Source organism: Halomonas alkaliantarctica, from assembly GCF_029854215.1.
Classification (GTDB): domain Bacteria; phylum Pseudomonadota; class Gammaproteobacteria; order Pseudomonadales; family Halomonadaceae; genus Vreelandella; species Vreelandella alkaliantarctica_A.
In genome coordinates this window covers 429,687-454,126 of the sequence record NZ_CP122961.1, presented here as the reverse complement: position 1 = coordinate 454,126, position 24,440 = coordinate 429,687, and the positions used below count along the sequence as shown (strand labels likewise).

The following is a 24,440-nucleotide window of genomic DNA, read 5'->3' as shown; positions in this document are numbered from 1 at the left end:
ATACTCCTCTCGTATGAACCCTAGTGGGCCACGCCGGCAGCGCCGTGTTCGTCGATCAGCGCACCGCTATGGAAGCGGAACATGGAGAACGGCTCGGCGATGGGGTGCATTTCCCCCTTGGCCAGGCTGGCAGCGAATACATGCCCCGACCCTGGTGTGGCTTTGAAGCCGCCGGTACCCCAGCCGCAGTTGAAGTACAGACCCTTCACCGGCGTTTTGGAGATAATCGGACAGGCATCCGGGCAGGTATCGACGATACCGCCCCACTGACGGTTCATGCGTACCCGAGAGAAGATCGGGAACATCTCGACGATCGCCTGGAGCGTGTGCTCCACGGTGGGATAACTGCCGCGCTGACCATAGCCGTTATAGCCGTCGATGCCCGCGCCGATCACTAGGTCGCCCTTGTCAGACTGGCTGATGTAGCCATGCACCTGGTTCGACATCACCACCGTATCGAGAATAGGCTTGATCGGCTCAGAGACTAAGGCTTGCAGCGGATGGGACTCCAACGGCAAGTTAAAGCCGCCCATCTTGGCCAGCACGGAGGAGTTACCGGCAGTCACGCAACCGACGGTTTTGGCTTCAATATCGCCACGGTTAGTGTGTACACCGTAGATCTGGCCATCACGAATCTTGAAGCCGGTGACTTCGGTCTGCTGCAGAATATCCACGCCGTGGGCATCGGCACCGCGGGCATAGCCCCAGGCCACGGCATCGTGGCGAGCCACCCCTGCACGCGGTTGCCAGGAAGCCCCCATGACCGGATAGCGAGCGTTCTTGGAGCAGTCCATAATCGGCACCAGTTCCTGCACCCCTTTGGCGTCTAATACTTCGCCGTCGATACCGTTCAACCGGTTGGCATTCACCCGACGCTGGATATCGCGCATGTCCTGCAGGGTATGCCCCAGGTTGAGCACCCCCCGCTGGGAGAACATGACGTTGTAGTTAAGGTCTTGGGAAAGCCCTTCCCACAGCTTCATGGCGTGCTCATAGAGAGCGGCCGATTCGTCCCATAGGTAGTTGGAACGCACGATGGTGGTATTACGGGCGGTGTTACCACCGCCCAGCCAGCCTTTTTCGATCACTGCGACATTTTTGACGCCGAACTCTTTGGCCAGGTAGTAAGCCGTGGCCAAGCCATGACCACCACCGCCAACGATGATCACATCGTACTGCTTCTTGGGCGTTGGATTACGCCACTGGCGCTCCCAGTTCTCGTGGTGGCTCAGCGCGTGCTTGACCAGGCCGAAGCCGGAATAGCGTTGCATAGGTGTCTCCTCAGTTCAGCCGCGCCGGGCCCTGCCGGCAAGCCAATTCAAGCAATGGATTCGACGGCTTCAGCGGCGGACTCAGCGTAGACAGGGTGCTGGGCACACACGTCGGTCACTTTGGCCTGCACCTCAGCTTCAATGGAGGTCGTGTCTTTGCCTGCCGCCAATTCGTCTAAGATGTCGCAGATCCATCCAGCCAGCTCGCTACACTCCTCGGCATCGAAGCCACGCGTGGTGACCGCGGGGGTGCCAATACGCAGGCCAGATGTCACAAAGGGGCTTTGCGGGTCGTTGGGCACCGTGTTTTTATTCACCGTGATATGTGCGCGGCCAAGGGCTGCATCCGCATCTTTACCGGTAATGCCTTGGCGGATAAGCGAAACCAAAAAGAGGTGGTCGTCGGTGCCGCCGGACACCACGTCGTAGCCGCGCTCCATAAACACTTTGGCCATGGCCTGGGCGTTATCGATCACCTGCTGCTGGTAGCGCACAAACTCCTGGTTCATGGCTTCCTTGAACGCTACCGCTTTGGCGGCAATAACATGCATCAGCGGGCCGCCCTGCTGCCCCGGAAATACCGCCCCATTGAGCTTCTTGTAAAGAGCCTCGTCACCATGGGCGGAGAGAATCAAACCACCCCGTGGGCCGCGCAGCGTTTTATGGGTGGTGGTGGTGACCACATGAGCGAAGGGAAGCGGGCTTGGATAGAGGCCAGCGGCCACTAATCCAGCGACGTGGGCCATATCGACCATCAACCAGGCGCCTACCTCATCGGCAATAGCGCGAAAACGCCGCCAATCCACCACGCGAGAGTAGGCGGAGAAGCCCGCGATGATCATCTTCGGCTGGTGCTCGCGAGCCAAGCGCTCAACTTCTTCGTAGTCGATCTCGCCGGTTTCCGGCTTGAGGCCATACTGTACGGCGTTGTAGTGCTTACCCGAGAAATTGGGGGCAGCACCATGGGTTAAGTGCCCACCGTGGGCAAGACTCATACCCAATACGGTATCGCCCGGCGATACCAGCGCCATAAACACAGCGGCATTGGCCTGGGCCCCGGAGTGCGGCTGCACATTGGCATAGTTGGCACTAAATAGATTACAAGCTCGCTCAATGGCTAGCGCTTCAACCTTGTCAACGAACTCACACCCGCCGTAGTAACGGCGACCTGGATAACCTTCTGCGTACTTGTTGGTCAGCTGTGTGCCCTGCGCTTCCATAACAAGTTTACTGGCGTAATTTTCGGAGGCGATTAATTCAATATGCGCTTCTTGGCGAACCGTTTCTTCAGCAATTGCTTCAGCAAGCAACGTGTCGTAACTGGCCAAACGTGCATTGGGGGAAAAATTACTCTGAAGCATTACCGCCTCCTGATGAGCCACTGTTTTATTAAGTGCTGGACATACTCTTTAATGCTGATATACCAAGGTCGCTTTCAACCAAAGTCACTATCAACGCGTTGTTACCGCGATACTATCGTTGGTGTGCGGGCCCAAGATGCTTGCCGACGTCACCACGCGATGTATTTGCGACATCGGCAACATTTAGCCGATACCACGCCTGACGCCACCAAAAAAGCAAAGCGCCCTAGACGGACGAGTAACCGTTTAGGGCGCTTATAACTCAGCAGTAAGATGCTTGTATGGGCTAGAAATCGACGACCAGATCCCCTTTCGGCCGACTGCAGCAAGACAGAATGTAGCCTTCTTCAACATCCTCCTCCGTAATACCGCCGTTATGCTCCATTTCCACTTCACCCGACTTAAGCTCTACTCGGCAAGTACCGCAAATTCCCATGCCACAAGCCTTGGGAATATGCAGACCCAGCTTGGCCGCCGCCGCATGAACCGTCTCACCCGGCTGGATACGAACACTTTTCCCTGAAGAGGCGAATTCGATGCTGTGCAATTCGCTGGTATCGACATTTTCGGCTTCGACTTCTGCCTGCTCAGCCAGCTCAAGGACATCTTCACGTACCTCAACCGGCGTAGCGCCAAACGACTCTTCATGGTAGTGATTCATGTCAAAGTTATGATGTCGAAGAATACTCTTGACGGCGTTCATATAGGGGGTAGGGCCGCAACAGAATATCTCTCTCTCCATAAAGTCCGGCACTATCAACTCAAACAGTGGCTGCGTTAGGTAACCACGGTAGCCGGCCCAGGCCTCGCCGATATCCTCTTTGTTCTCGCAAATGATATGCAGCTTGAACTCTGGAATGCGCGAAAACATATGCACCAGCTCGCGATGATAAATCACATCGCGAGGGGCTCTGGCGCTGTGTATGAACTCAACGTCAACAGCGGCGTTGGTATCAAAAAGCCAACGTGTCATGGACATCAATGGGGTAATGCCCACGCCGCCAGAGAGAAACAACACTTTTTCGGCAGGAAAATCGATGGAGTTGAAGTTGCCTACCGGGCCGTGCACGACCAGTTCGTCGCCCACCTTCAGGTTCGCATGCAACCAGTTTGATACCTTGCCCCCAGGCACTTGCTTAACGGTGATGGAAAAGCTGTAAGGGATCGAAGGGGAGCTGGAAATCGTATAGGAGCGCATGATCGGCTGATTATCGATCTCAAGCTCGAGGGTCACGAACTGACCGGGCTTGAAGAAGAACAGCACAGGTTGCTCGGCCATAAAACAGAACGTGCGCACATCCTGAGTTTCCTGGATCACCTTGACGCAACGCACCTGGTGGCGGCCGTTGGTCCAGGTTTGGGTCGTGACTGGATTGAAGAAATTAGTTGTCATTGTCGCCTCTGCCTGACCAGCCTTCATCACCATGCATCGCCGAACCGTATTTTCTATACGGTCAGCACCTTTGAGCTGCATTTTGGGGATGCGCCTGCCGACCGACTTACCTGACAGCGACTCGCACTTACCTCGTGCCACTCTTTATCGTTTAGAAACCTCTTTTTTAGTCGCCACTACGCCATCTAGTGTCGCGGGCAGACAATTGGTAGGCCAGCGCCTGCAACACAATCAATGCCTGACGTCAGGCCACATTTGAATCAAACGCCAGGTTACGCAACAGAATAACAAGATACACAATCTTGACTATCGGCCGATTCGCAGCCCTTGAGGGGGGAGCGGAGGTTTACGAGGATACTGGTAATGGAAAAAAGTGTTTCTAATCGGATGGATGACCCACTCGCTGCGGCTCGTGAGTCAACGGTCCAGATGCTGCAGGAAAGACAGCGTACCTTTTCGCTTCCGCAGCCGTTTTACAACGATGCCCGCCTGTTCGCGCTTGATATGCAGGAGGTCTTCGAGAAAGAGTGGCTGTTTGCGGGCATGACGTGCGAAATCCCGGCCAAGGGTAACTTCATGACATTGGATATCGGTGATAATCCCATTGTCATCGTGCGCGGCAGTGAAGGCGCTGTTCATGCGTTTCACAATGTCTGCCGCCACCGCGGGTCGCGTCTTTGCGTAAAAGATAAAGGCAAGGTGGCAAAACTCGTCTGTCCTTACCACCAGTGGACCTACGAACTTGATGGTCGATTGCTATTTGCCGGCAGCGACATGGGCACTGACTTCGACCTCGACCAGTTTGGCCTCAAGCCGATCAGCGTGCACACCGCCGGCGGCTTCATCTTTATCAACCTAAGCGATGAACCGCCCGCGATTGACGAATTCCTGACAACGCTTGAGCATTATCTTGAGCCGTACCAGATGGACAACGTCAAGGTCGCCACCGAGTCCAGCATCGTCGAGCAAGCTAACTGGAAGCTGGTCATCGAAAACAACCGCGAGTGCTATCACTGCAACGGCGCTCACCCCGAGCTGCTGAACTCGCTGCAGGAGTTCGATGACACCGACGACCCACGCGCCACACCCGCCTACAAAGCGCTGGTGGCCCGCAAACAGGCAGACTGGGAGCAGGAGCAGGTTCCCTATCAGCTTACGCGGCTTGGCCAGCGTAACCGCCTGACCCGTACACCGCTGCTGGATGGCATCGTGTCGATGACCATGGACGGCCAGCCCGGCTGCAAAAAGCTGATGGGTCGTCTGAAAAGCCCCGACATGGGCTCCCTGCGCATCCTGCATCTACCCAACTCATGGAACCACTTCATGGGCGATCACGCGGTCGTGTTCCGAGTATTGCCGCTTGGCCCGCAGCAAACCGTGGTGACCACCAAATGGCTGGTTCACAAGGACGCCGTGGAAGGCGTCGACTACGACCCCGAAAAACTGCGCCGCGTGTGGGATGCCACCAACGACCAGGATCGCCAACTCGCCGAGGAGAACCAGCGCGGCATCAATTCCAAGGCCTACCAACCCGGCCCCTACTCCGAGACCTATGAGTTCGGCGTTATCGACTTTATCGACTGGTACGCCGCCCGTATGCTCGAGAACCTGGGATATGATGCGCCGACGCTTCATCTAGCTCAGGGTTGAGGTTCTCAGGATTATAAAAAAGCCTGGCCCGCAAATGCGGGCCAGGCTGTAGTGGTCAATTGTTTTAGACGCTTAACGACTCCTCCTCTTGAAAGGTAGCACTGCGGCTCAGCCGGCAAGCGGCATACTTGAACTCCGGTATCTTGCCAAACGGGTCAAGCGCCGGGTTGGTCAATAGATTCGCCGCGGCTTCCCCGTAACAGAAAGGCACGAATACCATGCCCTCGGGCATGCCCGGGTCCGTTCTCGCCTTGAGGGTGATGGATCCCCTCCGGGTGGCGATGGTCAGTTCATCGCCCGGCGCCATCCCCAACCGAATAAACTCAGCGGGTGCCAGGCTGGCTACGGCTTCCGGCTCCAGGTCATCGAGCACCTTGGCGCGGCGGGTCATGGAACCGGTATGCCAGTGCTCCAACTGGCGACCAGTGGTCAGCACCGTCGGGTAGTCGTTGTCCACCGGCTCGTCCGGGGGCAGCGGCCGCGTAGGCGCGAACTTCGCCCGACCGCTGGCGGTGGGGAATGCCTCAGTAAAGACCACGTCGTGCCCCGGCGCGTCCTCCGCTGGGCAGGGGTAGGTGACCGACTGCTCGCGCTCCAAACGCTCCCAGGAAATATGGTCGAGAGAGGCCATGCCTTGTTTCATCTCGGCGAAAACGTCCTGTGGATGCTGATAGTTCCAGTCCAGGCCGAAACGGTTGGCGATTTCCTGGATAATCCACCAGTCCGGCTTGGCCTGGCCCGGTAGCGGCAACGCCGCACGCCCCATCTGCACTTGCCGATTGGTGTTGGTGACGGTGCCGTTTTTCTCAGGCCAGGCGGAGGCAGGCAGAATGACATCGGCAAACTGGGCAGTCTCAGTGACAAACAGATCCTGCACCACCAGATGCTCTAGCTTGGCCAGGGCGGCCCGCGCATGGGCGAGATCCGGGTCGGACATTGCCGGGTTTTCACCCTGGATGTACATCCCGCGAATAGTGCCTGCAGTGATGGCGTCCATGATTTCCACCACGGTGAGGCCGGGCGTAGGATCCAGTTTGGTATTCCATAGCTCTTCGAACGCCGCACGAACCTGATCATCATTGACCGGCTGGTAGTCCGGCATCACCATGGGGATCAGCCCCGCATCAGAAGCCCCTTGAACGTTGTTCTGCCCCCGCAAAGGGTGCAGGCCGGTGCCAGGGCGCCCAGTTTGGCCGCAAGCCAACGCCAACGAAATCAGGCAGCGGGCGTTATCGGTGCCGTGGGTGTGCTGGGAAATGCCCATGCCCCAGAAAATCATTGCCCGCTCGGCGTTGGCATAGAGCCTGGCCACTTCGCGAATGGTCTCTGGCTCAACGCCGCACAAACCGCTCATCGCTTCGGGGGTCATGTCAACCGTATGCATTTTCAGCGCCTCAAAGCCCTCGGTATGCTCGGCGATATAGGCCGTGTCATAAAGCTCTTCGCTGATGATCACATTGAGAATGGCATTAAAAAGTGCCACATCGGCGCCGGGTGAAAAGCGCACGCTCAGGTGGGCGTAGGCATCCAGCGACTGACCGCGGGGGTCGAGGATCATGATCTTGGTACCGCGCTTGGCAGCCTGTTTAAAGAAGGTGGCCGCCACAGGATGGTTCACCGCGGGATTACAGCCGGTAAGAATCACCACGTCGGCCTGGCTGGCCTGCATAAAGGAGGCGGTTACCGAGCCAGAGCCAATACACTCCATCAGCGCCGCCACGGAGCTTGCGTGGCACAAGCGGGTACAGTGATCCACATGGTTGGAGCCAAAGCCGGTACGCACCAGTTTCTGGAACAGCCACGCCTCTTCGTTGGAGCACTTGGCGCTCCCGAATCCCGCCAGGGCATCAGGGCCATGATTCACTTTAAGGTTCACGAGCCCGCTGGCGGCAACCTCAAGGGCTTCGTCCCAGCTCGCCTCGCGGAAATGCGTCAGGGGCTTGGCGGGGTCAAAGTCCGGGTCGATTCCTTTTGCGACACCCTCGCGACGAATCAGCGGAGTAACCAGCCGGGATGGATGGCGTGGATAGTCATAGCCGAAGCGGCCTTTAACACATAGCCGGTTCTCGTTAGAGGGGCCGTCGCGGCCCTCCACATAAAGGATCTCATCGTCCTTGATATGGTAGGTGAGCTGGCAGCCAACCCCGCAGTAAGGGCATACCGAATCGACCTTGCGGTCAGCCACGGCAGAATCGCCGTGGCCCGCCTGATCGACCAGGGTAGCGGGCATCAGGGCGCCGGTGGGGCAGGCTTGAACGCACTCGCCACAGGCCACGCAGGTGCTATCCCCCATGGGGTCGTCGAAATCAAACACGATCTTGGACGCCGCCCCACGGTGCGCCAGACCGATAACATCGTTGACCTGCACCTCGCGACAGGCGCGCACACACAGGTTGCACTCGATGCAGGCGTCAAGATTGACGCGCATGGCCGAGTGGCTGCTGTCCTGCGCCAGGCTGTCCGCCCGGGTCGCCACATGGTGCACGGTAGGCGCCTTACGCTCTTCGCGCCGAGGGAGCTTTTGGCGTACCGCCGTGGCATCAATGGCCAACTGGTCAGCCATGGCCCAGAAATGGCTTGAGCTGTCGGGGCTCTCTTCCCGCTCAGGCTGGTCGACCAGCAGCATTTCCATGACCATCTTGCGGGCCGTGTGCGCGCGTTCGGAGTTGACGCTCTTGACCACCATACCGGGCGCCGCTTCGCGCAGACAGCTGGCGGCTAACGCCCGCTCGCCCTCGATTTCCACCATGCAGGCGCGGCAGTTGCCGTCGGCGCGATAGCCGCTGGCGTCCTTGAAACACAGGTGGGGAATGGTCTCGCCAGCGCGTTTGGCTACCTGCCAGAGGCTTTCACCGGGGCTTGCGCTGACCTCAACGCCGTCAAGCGTCAGAGTGAAGGTTTGTTCGCTCATATTCATCTCCTGCTACCCCTTGACGATGACGTTCTGGGCGGCAAGTTCGCCGCGAAAATCCTTGAGCAGCCCCAGCACCGGGTTAGGCGCCGCCTGGCCGAGCCCGCAAATGGAGGCATCGATCATTACCTGGGAGAGCTGTGTCATCAGCCCCGCATCCCATTCGTTACGTTCGAGCAGGGTAAGCATTTTTTCAGTGCCCACCCGGCAGGGTGTGCACTGGCCACAGGATTCATCAGCAAAGAAGGCCAGCAGATTGGTCGCAACCCCGCGCAGGTCGTCCTGATCAGAAAGCACGATCACCGCGGCAGAACCGATAAAACTGCCGTGCGCTTGAAGCGTATCGAAGTCAAGGGGGATATCGGCCTTGCTAGCGGGCAGAATACCGCCCGAAGCACCGCCGGGCAGGTAGGCAGCTAGGCGGTGACCATCGGCCATACCGCCGCAATACTCGTCAACCAATTCGTTGAGGGTGATGCCCGCAGGCGCTAAATATACCCCGGGCTGTTTGACCCGGCCCGAAACCGAGAAGCTACGCAGCCCTACGCGGCCATTGCGCCCTTGGCTTGAGAAAGCGTCAGCGCCGCGCTGCCAAATCATGGGAATCCAGTAGACGGTCTCGACGTTATTGACCAGCGTTGGGCAGTCAAAGAGTCCCTTCTGGGCAACAAAAGGCGGGCGATGGCGGGGCTTACCCGGCTTGCCTTCCAGAGACTCAATCATCGCCGACTCTTCGCCGCAGATATAAGCCCCCGCGCCGCGGCGCAGCACGATGTACCCCGGCGTCACCAGACCCGCAGCCTCAAGCTCGCCAATCGCCTCACGCAACACGCTATGTAACGCTGGGTACTCATCGCGCAGATAGATATACAGCGCCTCGGCGTCGACCGCCCAGGCGCTGACCAAGGCCCCTTCAAGAAACTGGTGAGGCGAGCGCTCCAGGTAATAGCGGTCCTTGAAGGTGCCGGGTTCACCTTCGTCGGCATTGATAGCACAGTAGCGCGGGCCAGCCTCCTGACGTACGAACGTCCATTTTTTAAAGGTAGGAAAGCCAGCACCGCCTAAGCCGCGCAGATTGGCCTGCTGCATTGCTTCCATGAGCGCTTCTACTGTAACGCTGCCGTCGTGACAGGCCTGGAGCAAGACCAGCCCGCCCTCGCGGCGATAGTCGTCCAATCGCTGCCAGTCGACGGGAGCGGGGTGAAAGTGGCCCTTTTCGATCACCGACGCGATCTGCGCCTGGGTGGCGAACGGCACATGGTGGTGCCCTACTTCGACGACCGGCGCCGTGTCGCAGCGCCCCATACAGGGCGCCCGCAGCACCCGTACCTGCTCGATATCCACGTTATCTTCAAGCTGTGCCTTAAGCGCCTCGGCACCGGCCAACTGACAGGTGAGTGAGTCGCAAACACGAATGGTCACCGCGGGCGGCGGCAACTGATCGTCGTGGATGACGTCGAAGTGCGCATAGAAAGTGGCGGTCTCGTAGACCGCTGCCATGGGCAGATTCATGTAAGCCGCCAAGGCACGTAATTCCGCCAGCGGCAGATGGCCCCGAGTGTCCTGAATGACATGCAGGTGTTCAATCAGCAGGTCGCGGCGGCGCAGTGTGGCGTTATCTCGTTCGTCGCCCAGCAGTTCACGCAACCCCTCAACAAGACTGGGGTCGAGATCACGGCCGCGGGGCTTGCCGCGAAAGCGGCGCTTGGGGGTCACGGTCTGGACGGTCATGGGGTACTCATTATTATCTTGATCGGCTTTATACCGAATGAACAAAAACGGCACCCCGCGGGGCGCCGTCTAGGGTCGCACTAAACCTGCCCTCAGGCAGGGGTCAGGGCTTGTTACTCAGGCCTTGTTGCTCAGTACTTATTAAATAAGTTATTAAGCCACGCTGCCATGGGGGTCAATGACGAATTTCTTAGCAGCGCCGCCATCGAAGTCGGCATAGCCCTGGGGTGCCTGATCCAGAGTGATCATCTGGACATTCACCGCATCGGCAATATTGACCTTGCCGAACAGGATTGCCTGCATCAGTGGTCGATGGTACTTCATCACTGGGCACTGACCGGTATGGAAACTATGGGATTTGGCCCAGCCAAGGCCAAAGCGCATGCTCAAGGCGCCCTGTTTGGCTGCGTCGTCAGCCGCGCCTGGGTCTTCGGTCACGTAGAGGCCCGGAATACCGATCTGGCCGCCCGCCCGAGTCAGCGTCATCGCAGAATTGAGCACCGTGGCAGGCGCTTCTTTACCGTGGTTACAACCACAGGCATGGGCCTCGAAGCCGACACAATCGACAAAGGCATCGACCTCACGTTCGCCGAGAATCACCTCGATCTTATCAGCCATGTCGCCATCCTGGGTCAGGTCGATGGTCTCGCAGCCGAAGCTGCGGGCCTGGGCCAGTCGCTCTTCGATCATGTCGCCGACGATCACGCAGGCGGCGCCCAGCAACTGAGCAGACACCGCAGCTGCCAGCCCCACGGGCCCGGCACCAGCGATATAGACGGTGCTACCCGGACCGACACCGGCGGTCACGCAGCCGTGGAAGCCGGTGGGGAAAATATCGGAGAGCAAGGTCAGATCCTTGATCTTCTCCATGGCCTGATCGGCATCCGGGAACTTCAGCAGGTTAAAGTCGGCGTAAGGAACCATCACGTATTCGGTCTGACCGCCGACCCAGCCGCCCATATCCACGTAGCCGTAGGCGGCGCCAGGACGGGCTGGATTGACGTTGAGGCAGATACCGGTGCGGCCTTCTTTACAGTTGCGACAGCGACCACAGGCAATGTTGAACGGCACAGAAACCAGGTCGCCGGGTTGAATAAACTCGACGTCGCGACCGCACTCGACGACCAGGCCGGTGATTTCGTGACCAAGCACCAAACCCGATGGTGCGGTGGTGCGGCCGCGTACCATGTGCTGGTCGCTGCCGCAAATGTTGGTGGTAACCACCTTGAGAATCACGCCGTGCTCGCACTTGCGATTGCCGAGGGCGAGTTCAGGATAGGCAATGGACTCAACGGCGACCTCTCCCGGCCCCTTGTAGACCACACCGCGGTTGGCTGCATTCATGGCTGGCTCCTGTGGCTTATTGTTCTGTTCGTTATGGTTGTTTGCGCTATCCCACCCTATCTCCTCCGCGCCTTGGGACTTACCCCAAAAAGGCACTCACATATCTATTCAAGACATCCTAGTCAAGATGAATAGATAGAGGTCGCTTTCACGACACTCCTCCTTTGCAACAGGCTCAACAATTCATAGCGTCGGCAATGTAATGCAACGCCGACATCTAACAAGAGCCCCCAAGGAAACCCAATGAAAAACAATGACGACCCGGTTCTGTCGGCTGGACAGGACAATACCCAGATACTGGGGTTGGACTTTCATAACCCCGTTTTTCCGCTTTCCGCTCTAGCCATCCTACTGTTTATTATCTACGCGCTGGTCTATCCAGATGCTGCTAATACTCACTTAGGGCTTGCCAAAAACTGGTCGATCGAACACTTCGACTGGCTGTTTATGATTGCTGGCAATATTTTTGTGGTGTTTTGCCTGGTACTGATCTGCCTGCCACTCGGGCGGATTCGGCTAGGCGGCAAAGATGCAAAGCCGGATTACTCGCGCACCTCCTGGTTCGCCATGCTGTTTGCGGCGGGCATGGGTATTGGTTTGATGTTCTGGAGCGTTGCTGAGCCCGTAGCCTACTACACCGACTGGTATGGAACGCCCTTGAATGCGCCGGCGGGGACGCCGGAGGGCGCCAGCGCCGCCATGGGCGCGACGATGTTCCACTGGGGACTGCACCCCTGGGCCATTTATGGGGTGGTGGCACTCTCGCTGGCCTTCTTTTCCTATAACAAGGGCTTGCCGCTGACGCTTCGCTCCGCGTTCTACCCCATCCTAGGCGAGCGAACGCGTGGCTGGGCAGGTCATATCATCGATATTCTTGCCGTGCTGGCCACCATTTTTGGCTTGGCTACCTCACTTGGGTTTGGCGCCACCCAGGCAGCTGGCGGCCTCGCCTATCTGTTCGATGTCCCTAATACCATCGGTACCCAGCTGGCAATTATCGTGGTAGTCACGGTAATTGCACTGATCTCAGTATGGCGGGGTATCGACGGTGGCGTTAAGCTGTTCTCGAATATCAACATGGTCATCGCGGCAGTGCTGCTGCTGTTTGTGGTTGTGGCAGGGCCTACCCTGATGATTCTGACGGGGATTGGCACCACGGCACTGGACTACGTCACCCATCTGTTGCCGCTGTCGAACTGGATTGGCCGCGACGACGATGTCTGGTACCACGGCTGGACCGTCTTCTATTGGGCTTGGTGGATTTCCTGGTCTCCGTTCGTCGGCATGTTCATCGCCCGCGTTTCCCGGGGACGCACGGTGCGCGAGTTCCTGATCGCGGTGCTGCTGGTGCCCACATTGGTCACCCTAGTATGGATGAGTGCCTTTGGCGGCACGGCACTGTTCCAGGCTGCAAACGGCGTAGGAGAACTGGCTAATGGCATTGGCGACGTTTCGCTTGCCATGTTCCATATGTTGGAACAGCTGCCCCTGACCAGCATCACGTCAACGCTGGCGATTATTCTGGTGCTGGTGTTCTTTATTACCTCCTCAGACTCCGGCTCGCTGGTCATCGACAATATCACCGCAGGTGGCAAGACCGATGCTCCCAAGAGCCAGCGGGTATTCTGGGCAACGCTTGAAGGCGTGATTGCCGGCGTGCTGCTGTATGGTGGCGGAAGCACCGCACTTAGCGCACTGCAGGCGGGCGCAGTGGCTACGGGGCTGCCCTTTACGTTGGTTCTCTTGCTGATGTGTTTTAGTCTTTATATGGGGCTTCACAAGGAGTGGCAACAGCTCAACGCGGTGCCCAAAATCGCTAGCTAATCAACTCTAAACCGCCCGCCTATTCGGCGGGCGGTTTTCTTTTGTTTCAACCGGGAGTAAGACAATGCAGTCAAGCCCTTACCAGCGCGGTTTGCTCATGGTGGTGCTGGGCGTCGTGTTTCTGAGCTTCGACGGGTTGCTGATCCGCCTAGCGCGCGCCGACGGTTGGACCATCGTGTTCTGGCGCGGTTTATTGATGTTCTGCGTGCTGGGGCTTTTATGCTGGGCGGGCAAGCGGCTAATAACGCTAAGAATCAACCCGTTCTCCTCACTGGCTTCGGCGCTGCTGTTGGGTCTGATATCCAGCCTGTTTGTGCTGGCGGTCATGAACGCCAACGTGGCCAATGTGGTAGTGATTCTGAGCACCGCGCCGCTGTTTGCTGCGCTGTTTTCACGGCTTTTCCTGGGCGAAAAAGTCGCGTTGCGAACGCTGGTGGCCATTGCTATCTGCATGTTTGGCATGGGCCTGGTGTTCATGGACGACGGGGCCATGGGGATGCTGGTAGGTAATCTTTATGCCTTGGCGGCCGCAGCAGCTATCGGCGGCAACCTGACCCTGCTGCGCCGCTATCCAGCGATTGATCCTATGACGGTTATTGCCGGTGGTGGGTTGCTCTCGGCGGCGGTTGCACTGCCCATGGCCTCCCCGCTGGAGCTGGATGCCCAGCGTTATGGCGTGCTGGCGCTTATGGGGCTGGTGCAGATGCCCTTGGCCACGGTGCTGATCAACAGCGCCACCCGCTACCTGCCGTCGACTGAGGTGGCACTGTTTTATCTGGTCGAAACCGCATTGGGCACGCTGTGGGTATGGTGGTTGTTAGCAGAGACACCCACGACCTCGACGCTACTCGGTGGTGGTGTGGTTATCCTGGTGCTGGTAGTGCATGCCTGGATAGGCTTGCGTCTGGAAAGACAGCGCCTGCGGCTTTATCCGGGCTTTATCGGTGAATAGAAAAGCCCACCTGAAAAAGATGGGCTTGAGCGGCGTGATGCACGGGCTGGCTCAGCGCAGCACATCCTCTTCCTTGAGCAGCTTGTAGATCGCCTCTGCGCCCTGTTCGGGGGACACATCGGTGAGCACCTGCCCGCCTTTACCCTCCGACTTGGAAGCTGCCGCCTTGAAGCGATCCCTGGCTGACGCAGCTTTAACGATTTTCAGGCGCTTAGGCCGTTTACGTGCAGGGGCCAGATGCCACTGGGCCAGCTCGCTGTCGGCTTCAGGGGTAGTGGACGTGATCGCAAAGGTGGCTCGACGCGCCGGGCCGAAGGCGCTCTGGCGCGCCACCGGCGCTGCTTCATCCACGCTGATGATGGCGGGCAGGCGCACCTTGAGACGGCGACGCTGGCCCCTTGGCAACGCCTGAAGCAGCGTTACCACGCCATTTTCCACCTTTTCTACCGATGCCAGGCTATTAACCAATGGCCAGCCGAGATGCTCTGCCAACGCATAGGGCAGAAGCCCAGAGCCTTCACCGCGTTCTGCCCGGGCGCCAGTGATCACGAGCTGAGGCGAGGTAGCGGCTAAATGTTCCACTAGTGGCAGAATGGCATCGCTGCCCTCGGGCTGTTCGAGCAGGGTCATTGACTCGAGCCCCATGCCCAGGTAGCCGCGCAGAGCCGCTTCGCTGCCATCGTCCTGGGAACCGGCGTGGAGCATGCTGATCCGTGTGCCCGGCAGTTCAGCTTCCATGGCCAGCGCAAGCTCCAGGCCCCGGGCATCCTGCTCTGCGCGCCTCGGCCGGCCGGTGGTAGGGTGACGGCCGATGGAGACCAGCACCGCCACGTCAATTCCCTGTTGTTGCTTTTGGTGTAGATCAGGCTGCATCGCGCTGCCCTCCCCGCTGCTGTTCCACAAGGGCCACTAGCGCGGCCAGAATTTGCGTGCTGTCGCCAATCACCGCCAGGTCGGCGCGCTTGATGATGTCGCATCCCGGATCGAGATTGATCGCCACCACCTTGTCGCAACGCTGAATGCCCTGCAGGTGCTGGATAGCGCCTGAAATACCCACCGCCATATAAACTCGGGCGGTTACCCAGGTGCCGGTTGCGCCCACCTGACGATCGCGAGCCATAAAGCCGTCGTCCACCGCGACACGCGAGGCACCTTCGGTAGCACCAAGGACTTTCGCGGCATGGTGGAAGGCGTCCCACTCTTTAACACCGTTGCCGCCGGAGAGGATGAACTCAGCCTCGGCCAGCGCCACGCCGGCGGGATCCACCGCCACCTGCCCCAGGTCTTCAATGCGCGATAGCGTGGTGGGAATTGACGCTGCCAGGGTCAGGTGCTCGGCTGCATGCCGGGTCTCATCCACCGGTTCGGCGCACTCGGCCAGCGCCAGGGCAACCCGCGGCAGCGGACGCTGGATATCCAGGCTCCCAGCGGCACCACGGGCAGTACAGCGCCAACCCAAAGAGGCCTCATTATCAACTTCCATCTGCCACACCCCAGTGGCAGCGCGTTCACCCAGGCGTAATGCAAGCCGCCGCCCCAAATCGGCTCCGCCCAGGGGTGAGTCTGGCAGCAGCCAGAAGCGCGGCGTCATCTCCCGCTCAACGGCGCTTAAAGCCGCCAGACGCGCTTCAGGCGCAAACCCTGCGTAAAACTCATCATCAAGATGCACGACGCGATCGATCCCGGCTTCGCCCAGCGCTTCTTCCTTATGCTCACCAAACAGGATCGCCAACACGGCACCGGGCTGCTCAGCGTCGGCATCCGCCACACGCCGGGCCAGGCCCAGCAGATCCTTGTCATGCCCGGAGAGGCGCCCGCCGGTCAGGTCAGGCACCACGGCCACCAGGAAGGCGGGCTGATCAATGGTCACCGTGCGTCGGCTATCGCGGGCCGCCGTAGTGGTCGCCGTGGCCTGCCCCCCTTGCTGAAGGCCACTACGATCAATCCGTTTGACGCCATTGGGGCCGATAAAGCCGATGGCACGAGGATCCTTGCGCACCACGCCGCTGGGGCCCATCCATTCGCTAACCGCTCTGCCGCCCCTGTTTACACCCAGGGAGGCCAGCACCGCGGCGTTGTCGGGGTGCAGACGGTTTCGGGCGATCCACTCACGACGTGGGTCGCGGCGAATAATCTCACTCATACGATCACCTCTTCAGCAGTCGTCGATGCAGTCGTGCGGCGGGATGCGCCGGATACATCGTCAGCGGAACGCTCAACCAGCGCATCGGCCACCAGTTCGGCGATATCGCGCACTTCGGCGCTGGCATCTACCACGCCTTCCAGCATGGCGGTACACTGCGGGCAGCCCACCGCCACCAGCTCAGCACCACTCTCCTTGACATCGTTCATACGCATATCGGGAATCCGCCGTTCACCAGGAATATCGGTAATCGGTGCCCCGCCACCGCCGCCGCAGCAGCGCGAGCGGAAGCCGGAGCGCTCCATCTCCTTGACCTCGATACCCAGCGCCTTAAGTACGTTGCGCGGTGCCTCGTATTCACCGTTATAGCGCCCCAGGTAACACGGGTCGTGATAGGTAACGCTGCCGCCTTTCCAGGGGGCAAAGGTCAACCGACCAGCATCAAACAGTTCGGCGATAAAGGTACTATGGTGACGGACTTCGTAGTTGGCATTAAAATCGGGTCCGCCTAGCTCTCCATACTCATTGCCCAGCACATGAAAGCTGTGGGGATCGCAGGTAACAATCTGCAGGAAGCGATACTTGGCCAGGGTGGCAATATTGCGCTTCGCTAGGGATTGAAACGTCGCCTCATCGCCCAGACGCCGCGCCACATCGCCGCTATCGCGCTCTTCAGTACCCAACACTGCGAAATCGACTTCAGCGGCGCGCAGCACTTTGACCAGTGCGCGCAAGGTACGCTGGTTGCGCATATCAAAGGCGCCATCCCCTAGCCACAGCAGCACATCGACCTGCTTAAGATCCGCCATGAGCGGCAGGTTAAGATCCGCCGCCCAGTTGAGCCGCGAGCCAGGATCGAAACCGCCGGGATTGTCGGTGGCGATCAAATTGTCGAGCACCTCGGCACCTTTGTTGGGCGTTTTGCCACGCTCCAGGGTCAGGTGGCGGCGCATATCGACAATCGCATCCACATGCTCGATCATCATCGGGCACTCTTCGACACAGGCGCGGCAGGTCGTACACGACCAGAGCGTATCGGCGTCGACCAAAGCCTTTCCCTGTAGCGCCACAATGGGCCCATGGGGCGAGCCAGCGTGTTCACCTACCGGCTTGCCGGGATAGGGAGAGCCAGCATAGGCGGCATCACTGCCCCCGGCCATGCCCACCACCATGTCCTGGATCAGCTTCTTGGGATTGAGCGGCTGACCGGCGGCAAATGCCGGGCACACCGCCTCGCAACGACCACACTGCACGCAGGCATCGAAGCCCAGCAACTGATTCCAGGTAAAGTCGGCTGGCTTTTCCACGCCCAGAGGCGCCGCTTCATCCTCAAGGTTGAGTGCCTTGAGACCCGTTGATCGGCCAGCGCCCCCTTTCTTGGTGGAAAAGCGTTCGGCGCGACGATGAAAGGCCAGGTGCAAGGCACCGGCGAAGGCGTGCTTCATGGGCCCGCCCCAGGTCATGCCGAAAAACATTTCCCCCAGGCCCCAGGCCACAACGCCCGCCAATACCAGCGCCAGCAGCCAGCTACTGCCACCTTCAAGCAACCCCTGGGGCAGTAGGCCCACCGTGGGTAGAGTGATTAGGAAAACACCTAGCGAAAACGCCATTAGACTCTTGGGCAGCCGCATCCAGGGCCCCTTGGAGAGCCGAGCTGGAGGGTTAAGCCGCCGCCGCGCCACGAAGAGGCTACCAACGAACATGGAGGTGCTCGCTAGTAGCAGCAATCCGCCTAGCAATGGGTTGGCGATCCCCAGACCGTGCACCAGGATCATCAGCACGGCGGCAGCCACGAAGCCACCGGCGGTTGCCACGTGGGTGTTGGAGATCATCTTGTCACGTCCCACCACATGGTGCAGATCCACCAAGTAGCGGCGCGGCATGGCCGCCAACCCCTGCAGCAAGTTAACTCGCGAGGGGCGCCCCTGGCGCCACAGGCGCATACGCCGCACGGCGCCGATGACTGCCAGGGCCAGGGCAGTAAAAATCAGTATCGGCAAGAGCGTTTCGAGCATGGTACTCACCTCTTATTTCGCGGCGGGGCTGCTCCGGGGGCAGACCTCTGCGAGGGCGCTGTAAACCCATCCCTGGGCGCTACTTTTGACATCCTTGTCAAAAGACCCTCGCTACGGTCTGCCCCCGGCGCCCCGGCTCTCGCTCAGGTCAAAAGTCCTTGCAGATTCGCAAGGCATCGTAGATGGCCGCATGGGTGTTACGTGGTGCCGTGCAGTCGCCCAGGCGGAACAGCAGGAAGCCATCCCCTTCATCGCCTCTCTCCTCAACCAGGCTAGGCTGCGGTTTGATGGCATAGAGTGCCTCCAAGTCGACCTGCCCTTTGTTGCGGGACTGCTCTTTAAGCGCGTAATAAAGCGCTTCATCGGGGCGTACACCGTTCTCGACCACTACCTGATCCACCACGCGCTCTTCCAAAGCACCGGTGTACTCATTTTCAAGCACCGCCACCAGGCCATCGCCCTCGCGGTAAACCTTATGCAGCATCAGGTCGGAGGACATGATTACCTCCTTCTCGTAGAGGCTGCGGTAGTAGGTAGGGAAGGTGGTACCGCCCACCGCCGCGCCGGGCTTGATATCGTCGGTGACGATCTCCACCTTGGCGCCCTTGTCGGCGAGAAAATCCGCCGCCGAGACGCCAGAGAATTCGCAAATGGCGTCATAAATCAGCACGTTCTTACCTGGCGCCACTTTGCCAGAGAGGATATCCCAGGTGCTGACCACCAGACTCTCCTCGGGATTCTCCGAATAGCCCCACTCGGGATGCTGGCTAAGGAAGGGCTGGCCACCGGTGGCGAGCACCACGATATCGGGGCGTAGGTCGAGCAGCGTCGCCTCATCGGCACGGGTGCCCATACGCAGGTCGACTTTTAGCCGCGCCAGCTCCAGCTGGAACCAGCGGGTGATACCGGCGATCTGGTCACGCTGGGGGGCCTGGGCGGCAATCGTGATCTGCCCGCCCAAGGCGTCAGCAGCCTCAAACAGAGTGACATCGTGACCGCGCTCAGCGGCTACCCGCGCTGCCTCCATACCGCCGGGGCCACCGCCTACTACGACGACTTTGCGTTTGGCGCCCTCGGTTTTCTCAATGATGTGGGGCAGCCCCATGTATTCCCGGGATGTCGCGGCGTTTTGAATGCACAGTACGTCAAGCCCCTGGTACTGGCGGTCGATGCAGTAGTTAGCGCCCACACACTGCTTGATCTGATCAATCTGGCCCATCTTGATCTTGGCGATCAGGTGCGGGTCGGCAATATGTGCCCGGGTCATGCCCACCAGGTCCACGTAGCCCCCTTCGAGGATACGCTGGGCCTGATTGGGGTCTTTAATGTTCTGGGCGTGAATCACCGGCACGTTCACCACTTCCTTGATCCCCGCCGCCAGGTGTAAGAACGGCTCCGGCGGGTAGGACATATTAGGGATAACGTTGGCCAGGGTGTTGTGAGTGTCGCAGCCAGAACCGATAACGCCGAAGAAGTCCACCATACCGGTGGCATCGTAGTAGGCGGCGATCTGCTTCATATCGTCGTGAGAAAGACCGTCCGGGTGGAACTCGTCGCCGCAAATGCGCATGCCGACGCAGAAGTCGTCGCCCACTTCAGCACGCACGGCTTTAAGCACTTCCATACCGAAGCGCATACGGTTCTCGAAGCTACCGCCCCACTCGTCCTCACGCTTGTTGACCCGTGGGCTCCAGAACTGATCGATCAAATGCTGGTGCACGGCAGAGAGTTCAACGCCATCGAGGCCCCCTTCCTTTGCCCGGCGCGCGGCCTGGGCAAAGTCGCCAACAATACGCCAGATTTCTTCTTCCTCAATGGTCTTACAGGTCGAGCGGTGCACCGGCTCACGGATACCGGAGGGTGAGACCAGCGTCGACCAGTCAAAACCGTCCCACCGGGAGCGGCGTCCCATATGGGTAATCTGGATCATGATCTTGCCGCCATGCTTATGCACGGCATCGGCCAAATTCTGGAAGTGCGGAATAATGCGATCGGTGGAAAGGTTTACCGAGCTCCACCAGCCCTGAGGGCTATCGATGGACACCACCGATGAGCCACCGCAAATACATAGACCACAACCACCTTTGGCCTTCTCCTCGTAGTACCTGACGTAGCGCTCAGTAGTCATACCGCCGTCGGTGGCATGCACCTCAGCGTGAGCGGTGCTGACCACACGGTTGCGGATGGTCAGCTTACCGATCTCGATCGGCTCGAAAATTGCGTCGAATGCCATGCTTATCTCTCCTCGTACCCAGTTAGCGGTCAGCGTCGGGCAGCGGCTGGACGGCGAAGATGCCTACATCACAGCTAGGCTCGGCTGCACTCTGCTTCTGCTCGGCCACCGTGCGCAGCGAGCTCCCCCTGGCAGCGAGGATTTGGTCCATGGCACCGGCGAACCAACCGGTGAACATGTACTCCTCTTTTTTACCGGTCTTACCCAATTGGTAAACAAAAGCGCTGTGCTCAAGTCGCACTTGAGCAGTGCCCGAGTCGAGATCGATCTGTTCAGTAATGAATAGCCCCCAACCGCGCTGAGAGAGACGATTCATGTAGTGTTCGAAGACGGCCACACCTTCAATGCCGTGGCATTCGGCCTCTTTTTCACACCAGTGCCAAGCACTCTTGTAGCCGGCGTGATAAAGAATCTCGGCATACTTCTCGGCACCCAGCGCCTCTTCGACGGCCACATGGTTGTTGATAAAAAAGTGTCGCGGCACGTACAGCATCGGCAGGGCGTCGCTCGTCCATACGCCGGTCTCGCTATCTACTTCGATGGGCAGTGCGGGGGCCAGTTTGGTCACGGTCGTTATCCTCTACATCATTATTCTTGGCTACGGTGCCGGACGGTTCCTGCACCTCTAACGATCTTGTGGAGCGCGCTTAGGCGCCCCAGACATCCTTGAGCACGCGCACCCAGTTCTCGCCCATGATCTTGCGCACCTGGGTCTCACTTAAGCCGCGTTTGAGGAGTGCCTCGGTGAGATTAGGGAACTCCCCAATGGTGCGAATTCCTTTGGGATTGATGATCTTGCCAAAGTCAGTGAGGCGACGAGCGTAGCCCTTGTCATGGGTCAACCACTCGAAAAACTCTTGACCATGCCCTTGGGTGAAATCGGTACCGATGCCAATAGCGTCCTCACCGACGATATTCATGACGTACTCGATCGCCTCGCAGTAGTCTTCGATGGTTGAGTCGATGCCCTTTTTGAGAAACGGTGCAAACATGGTGACGCCCACAAAACCGCCATGGTCGGCAATGAATTTCAGCTCTTGATCAGATTTGTTGCGCGGATGCTCTTTGAGGCCAGAGGGCAGACAGTGGGAGTAGCAGACTGGCTTTTTGGACTCGAGAATGACCTCTTCGGAGGTCTTGGCACCGACGTGAGAGAGGTCGCACATGATGCCGACTCGGTTCATCTCGGCAACGATTTCGCGGCCAAAGCCAGACAGGCCGCCGTCACGTTCGTAGCAGCCGGTACCCACCAGATTCTGGGTGTTGTAGCACATCTGCACGATGCCCACGCCCAACTGCTTGAATATCTCAACGTAGCCAATTTGGTCTTCAAAGGCATGGGCATTCTGGAAGCCGAAGATAATGCCGGTTTTGCCCTCTTCTTTCGCACGAGTGATGTCAGCAGTGGTACGAACAGGGCGCACCAGGTCACTACACTCCGCCATCAACTGGTTGGACTTGACGATATTATCGACCGTGGCCTGAAAACCTTCCCACACTGAGACTGTGCAGTTGGCAGCGGTAAGACCTCCGCGACGCATGTCCTCAAGTAGCTCACGATTCCATTTGGCGATGATCAGGCCATCAATGACGATAGCGTCATTGTGCAGTTCAGAGGGGGTCATAGCGATGCTCCAACATTGATTAATGTAGCGAGCATAGCGCTGACGCTGGGTTTAGCTGCTCTTGGAAACGACGGCGGAAATTCCAAAAGCGTCATGGTGTCGTGAACGCGACCACTACTCATGTTCCTGCAAACATGTTCCTGCAAACACTGCAGCGGCGTAATATTAAAATAGTGAGCAACATTCATAAAAAAACGTGCTCCCCGAAGGCGGGCAGCACGTTTAGAATGTTGGTTACCCTGTGGGTATCAGCTCAAGAGCGTCACGCTGGCAAAGGTAGGCTCACCCTGGGCATGGGCAAGCGCCTGCTGGGCACTCGAAAGCGGTTCACTTTTGTAAGGTTCGCCCCCCCATCGCTGAATTAACGATGGCGACTTAGTGTGGCTATTCTCTTGGCGGTCGTGCACACCCAAGCGCTCATTTCTCGGCGGCACACCAAAGTATTCACGATAGCACTTAGAAAAATGAGGCGTGGACACGAAACCGCAAACAGAGGCAATTTCGATAATCGACAGAGGCGTTTGCTTGAGTAGCTGACGAGCACGCACTAAACGCAGCTTGAGGTAATAGCGAGACGGAGAACAAAGCAAATAACGTTGGAACAACCGCTCCAACTGGCGCCGTGAAACATTCACATAGTTTGCCAGTTCATCAAGCTCAATCGGTTCTTCAAGGTTGGATTCCATCAAGGCGACAATTTCCAATAGCTTGGGTTGGGTAGTACCCAACACATGCTTAAGTGGAACTCGCTGCTGATCCTGTTCGTTACGTACACGCTCGTAGATAAACATCTCAGAGATGCCTGCCGAAAGCTCGCGCCCATGGTCGTGAGCAATCAAGTTGAGCATCATGTCGAGTGGCGCCGTACCGCCAGAGGCAGTGAACCGATCCCGATCAATAGAGAAAAGGTGCGGGGTCAGAATGACGTTGGGGAACGCCTCCTGCATGGATGCCAAGCACTCCCAGTGCACACTGGTTTGATAGTGATCCAGCAGTCCCGCCTGGCCCAGTGCCCAACTGCCCGTACATACCGAGCCTAAGCGTTTTAACTGACGCGACTGCGACTGAAGCCAGCGCACGTGCTCACGATTGACACTGTTATGGGGGCCGACCCCGCCACAAACAACGACCCACTCAAGCGATAGCGGGGTATGCATAGAAGCGTCAGGCGTCACCTGCAGTCCATCACTGGCGCGTACGGGGAGGCCATCCTGTGTCAGGGTATACCAGCGATACAGTTCACGGCCGGCCAACTGATTAGCCATTCGCAAAGGGTCTATTGCCGACGCCAGAGAAATCAGTGTGAAATTATCTAACAGTAGAAAGCCAAGGGTTTGCGGTTCGCACGCACGGTTGGTATTTGCTGTCGGGTCTTTTGCTTGATTTGATGTCATGGTTTTACCCTCCGTCACCTTTTAATCATCACTTTTTTTCTTATTAGTATGTATGTAGGTGTCGCTGGCGTCTTTTAGTTTCCCTTGACTGACGTGAATGCTCACTAGTACAGGGGGTGGTATTGCTCTTTGGTCGTATATTGGCACGAATAGGGCGGATAGCGACAAAACTATTGCGCAAACTTGTCGCTCCGTCGCAAATGCGACACTGGAGGTCGCTTCAAAAACGTCTGGTAAGTTAACATTCCAACGTTATGGACGGGACTCTAAAGGAGGCACTGCCCTACTGTTTGATGGGGCGGCCTCAAGCGCCAATCCCACATATATGGTCTCCTCCCGGCTTGCAAAGCCTCAGGCTGAAGAAAGGGACAGGTTGGCTTGCATATATCCGGCCTGTTGTTGAAGCCTGTGGCTTCTGGCCTTGATGAGACATTCGCGCATACCGTCCTTATCAACGCTTCGTCATTGGCTGCCGTTGCACCTGTCAGGTTTTCAGTATGCTGGTCTGACATGTTTTTCATCGTGCCTGTTGCCCTCACGCAGTAATTTTCTCCGCGACTACTGAGCAAAAAAAGCCTGCGATTTCTCGCAGG

General features: G+C 58.4%; 16 protein-coding genes. 3 read left to right on the top strand and 13 right to left on the bottom strand.

The genetic code is table 11. From position 1 onward, the window contains the following. Positions 1–20: 20 nt before the first annotated feature. The 3 genes from QEN58_RS02065 to QEN58_RS02055 form a co-directional block, all read right to left on the bottom strand. Complete coding sequence (locus QEN58_RS02065) at positions 21–1,271, bottom strand: sarcosine oxidase subunit beta family protein (RefSeq protein ID WP_009286043.1); 1,251 nt, start codon at positions 1,269–1,271, stop codon at positions 21–23. Between the two features lie 47 nt (positions 1,272–1,318). After that, a complete protein-coding gene (gene glyA, locus QEN58_RS02060) occupies positions 1,319–2,632 on the bottom strand; it encodes a serine hydroxymethyltransferase (protein ID WP_280105530.1) in 1,314 nt (437 codons plus the stop codon). Between the two features lie 286 nt (positions 2,633–2,918). Then, entirely contained in the window at positions 2,919–4,025 is a 1,107-nt protein-coding gene (locus tag QEN58_RS02055; protein ID WP_280106885.1) for an FAD-binding oxidoreductase, read from the bottom strand. 363 nt (positions 4,026–4,388) lie between these two features. Here QEN58_RS02055 and QEN58_RS02050 point away from each other — a divergent pair, with 363 nt between their 5' ends. Next, positions 4,389–5,675: an aromatic ring-hydroxylating oxygenase subunit alpha gene (locus QEN58_RS02050; protein ID WP_280106884.1), complete on the top strand. Its 1,287-nt coding sequence runs from the start codon at positions 4,389–4,391 to the stop codon at positions 5,673–5,675. A gap of 64 nt (positions 5,676–5,739) precedes the next feature. Here the strand turns inward: QEN58_RS02050 and fdhF are convergent, their stop codons facing one another. From fdhF to fdhA, 3 genes are all read right to left on the bottom strand, one after another. Next, positions 5,740–8,586 carry a formate dehydrogenase subunit alpha gene (gene fdhF / locus QEN58_RS02045; protein WP_280105529.1) on the bottom strand — a complete coding sequence of 949 codons (2,847 nt, stop codon included), beginning with the start codon at positions 8,584–8,586 and terminating at the stop codon, positions 5,740–5,742. Positions 8,587–8,598: 12 nt separating this feature from the next. Then, positions 8,599–10,317 carry an NAD(P)H-dependent oxidoreductase subunit E gene (locus QEN58_RS02040; RefSeq protein ID WP_280105528.1) on the bottom strand — a complete coding sequence of 573 codons (1,719 nt, stop codon included), beginning with the start codon at positions 10,315–10,317 and terminating at the stop codon, positions 8,599–8,601. 153 nt (positions 10,318–10,470) lie between these two features. Beyond that, positions 10,471–11,661 (bottom strand): formaldehyde dehydrogenase, glutathione-independent, encoded by a 1,191-nt coding sequence (gene fdhA / locus QEN58_RS02035; protein WP_280105527.1) that lies wholly within the window; start codon positions 11,659–11,661, stop codon positions 10,471–10,473. Positions 11,662–11,904: 243 nt separating this feature from the next. On the opposite strand from fdhA, the gene QEN58_RS02030 reads away from it, so the two are divergent. Beyond that, a complete protein-coding gene (locus QEN58_RS02030) occupies positions 11,905–13,485 on the top strand; it encodes a BCCT family transporter (protein ID WP_280105526.1) in 1,581 nt (526 codons plus the stop codon). A gap of 64 nt (positions 13,486–13,549) precedes the next feature. Then, positions 13,550–14,437: a DMT family transporter gene (locus QEN58_RS02025; RefSeq protein WP_280105525.1), complete on the top strand. Its 888-nt coding sequence runs from the start codon at positions 13,550–13,552 to the stop codon at positions 14,435–14,437. Between the two features lie 51 nt (positions 14,438–14,488). Here the strand turns inward: QEN58_RS02025 and etfB are convergent, their stop codons facing one another. From etfB to gbdR, 7 genes are all read right to left on the bottom strand, one after another. Then, positions 14,489–15,310 carry an electron transfer flavoprotein subunit beta gene (gene etfB, locus QEN58_RS02020; protein WP_280105524.1) on the bottom strand — a complete coding sequence of 274 codons (822 nt, stop codon included), beginning with the start codon at positions 15,308–15,310 and terminating at the stop codon, positions 14,489–14,491. Next, on the bottom strand, positions 15,300–16,580 hold the full coding sequence (gene etfA / locus QEN58_RS02015; protein ID WP_280105523.1) for an electron transfer flavoprotein subunit alpha: 1,281 nt from the start codon (positions 16,578–16,580) through the stop codon (positions 15,300–15,302). Before etfA ends, etfB begins: the two co-directional genes overlap by 11 nt. Next, positions 16,577–18,595 (bottom strand): (Fe-S)-binding protein, encoded by a 2,019-nt coding sequence (locus QEN58_RS02010; RefSeq protein WP_280105522.1) that lies wholly within the window; start codon positions 18,593–18,595, stop codon positions 16,577–16,579. The genes etfA and QEN58_RS02010 overlap by 4 nt, the downstream gene beginning before the upstream one ends. A 148-nt stretch (positions 18,596–18,743) precedes the next feature. Then, positions 18,744–20,828, bottom strand: coding sequence for a dimethylglycine demethylation protein DgcA (dgcA, locus tag QEN58_RS02005; RefSeq protein ID WP_280105521.1), 2,085 nt, complete (start codon positions 20,826–20,828; stop codon positions 18,744–18,746). Between the two features lie 22 nt (positions 20,829–20,850). Beyond that, on the bottom strand, positions 20,851–21,396 hold the full coding sequence (locus QEN58_RS02000) for a DUF5943 domain-containing protein (protein WP_280105520.1): 546 nt from the start codon (positions 21,394–21,396) through the stop codon (positions 20,851–20,853). Between the two features lie 79 nt (positions 21,397–21,475). Further along, positions 21,476–22,453, bottom strand: coding sequence for a dipeptidase (locus tag QEN58_RS01995; protein ID WP_009286052.1), 978 nt, complete (start codon positions 22,451–22,453; stop codon positions 21,476–21,478). A 248-nt stretch (positions 22,454–22,701) separates the two neighbouring features. Then, on the bottom strand, positions 22,702–23,847 hold the full coding sequence (gene gbdR, locus QEN58_RS01990; protein WP_280105519.1) for a choline metabolism transcriptional regulator GbdR: 1,146 nt from the start codon (positions 23,845–23,847) through the stop codon (positions 22,702–22,704). Positions 23,848–24,440: the final 593 nt, after the last annotated feature.

Excerpts from the sequence above, each read along its gene's own strand:
- QEN58_RS02025 (WP_280105525.1), top strand. The coding sequence starts at position 13,550 with ATGCAGTCAAGCCCTTACCAGCGCGGTTTGCTCATGGTGGTGCTGGGC.
- QEN58_RS02065 (WP_009286043.1), bottom strand. The coding sequence starts at position 1,271 with ATGCAACGCTATTCCGGCTTCGGCCTGGTCAAGCACGCGCTGAGCCAC.
- etfB (WP_280105524.1), bottom strand. The coding sequence starts at position 15,310 with ATGCAGCCTGATCTACACCAAAAGCAACAACAGGGAATTGACGTGGCG.
- QEN58_RS02050 (WP_280106884.1), top strand. The coding sequence starts at position 4,389 with ATGGAAAAAAGTGTTTCTAATCGGATGGATGACCCACTCGCTGCGGCT.
- QEN58_RS01995 (WP_009286052.1), bottom strand. The coding sequence starts at position 22,453 with ATGACCCCCTCTGAACTGCACAATGACGCTATCGTCATTGATGGCCTG.
- QEN58_RS02030 (WP_280105526.1), top strand. The coding sequence starts at position 11,905 with ATGAAAAACAATGACGACCCGGTTCTGTCGGCTGGACAGGACAATACC.
- etfA (WP_280105523.1), bottom strand. The coding sequence starts at position 16,580 with ATGAGTGAGATTATTCGCCGCGACCCACGTCGTGAGTGGATCGCCCGA.
- QEN58_RS02055 (WP_280106885.1), bottom strand. The coding sequence starts at position 4,025 with ATGACAACTAATTTCTTCAATCCAGTCACGACCCAAACCTGGACCAAC.
- dgcA (WP_280105521.1), bottom strand. The coding sequence starts at position 20,828 with ATGGCATTCGACGCAATTTTCGAGCCGATCGAGATCGGTAAGCTGACC.
- fdhA (WP_280105527.1), bottom strand. The coding sequence starts at position 11,661 with ATGAATGCAGCCAACCGCGGTGTGGTCTACAAGGGGCCGGGAGAGGTC.
- glyA (WP_280105530.1), bottom strand. The coding sequence starts at position 2,632 with ATGCTTCAGAGTAATTTTTCCCCCAATGCACGTTTGGCCAGTTACGAC.
- QEN58_RS02010 (WP_280105522.1), bottom strand. The coding sequence starts at position 18,595 with ATGCTCGAAACGCTCTTGCCGATACTGATTTTTACTGCCCTGGCCCTG.
- gbdR (WP_280105519.1), bottom strand. The coding sequence starts at position 23,847 with ATGACATCAAATCAAGCAAAAGACCCGACAGCAAATACCAACCGTGCG.
- fdhF (WP_280105529.1), bottom strand. The coding sequence starts at position 8,586 with ATGAGCGAACAAACCTTCACTCTGACGCTTGACGGCGTTGAGGTCAGC.
- QEN58_RS02040 (WP_280105528.1), bottom strand. The coding sequence starts at position 10,317 with ATGACCGTCCAGACCGTGACCCCCAAGCGCCGCTTTCGCGGCAAGCCC.